This is a genomic window from Shigella sp. FC1661 (assembly GCF_001712525.1).
In the GTDB taxonomy this organism is placed as follows: Bacteria; Pseudomonadota; Gammaproteobacteria; order Enterobacterales; family Enterobacteriaceae; genus Escherichia; species Escherichia coli.
In genome coordinates this window covers 1-489 of the sequence record NZ_MDGW01000469.1, presented here as the reverse complement: position 1 = coordinate 489, position 489 = coordinate 1, and the positions used below count along the sequence as shown (strand labels likewise).

Sequence of the window (489 nt, the reverse complement as noted above, 5' to 3'; positions counted from 1 at the left end):
AGCACATGCTGTACCTGTTCACCCAGCCCGTTGAAAGACTTACGCATATCGGTTATCCCAGCAACGAGCCAGATGCGGGTGCCTGACGGGAGTGAGATCATCGTCCCCTCCCGGTCAGTTCACGGATCAACACTGTGAGCAGCTCTGGTGAAGGATTTTCCAGCGTCATGTTACCGTGACGGAACTCCACCTTGCAGGAGCTGGCACTAACTGTAGTCTGAGTAGATAAAGACGGAGTAAGAGCAGCCACCGGTTCTTTCGGCTCATCCGGCGTTATCTCCACAGGTAATAATTCAACGCCAGTGTCAGAAGAGGTTGTTACCGGAAGACGCCGCGATATGCGCCCTTCGTTCTGCCAGAGCCTGAGCCATTTGAACAGCAGGTTATCATTGATATCGTGTTCCCGGGCAATACGGGCAACAGAGGCTCCTGGTTGTGAAGCCAGTTTAACCATTTGAAGTTTAAACTCATTTGAAAATGATCTGCGGG

At 51.7% G+C, this 489-nt stretch carries 1 protein-coding gene and 1 pseudogene; both read right to left on the bottom strand.

Features of this window, described 5'->3' with window-relative positions; all coding sequences use genetic code 11:
• A pseudogene (locus tag BFF42_RS20650) lies at window positions 1–101 on the bottom strand (IS66 family insertion sequence element accessory protein TnpB); the annotation flags it as partial.
• Window positions 98–489, bottom strand: a 392-nt coding sequence (gene tnpA / locus BFF42_RS20645; protein WP_171755356.1) for an IS66-like element accessory protein TnpA, incomplete at its 5' end; no start/stop codon positions are given. The gene tnpA and the pseudogene BFF42_RS20650, both read right to left, overlap by 4 nt.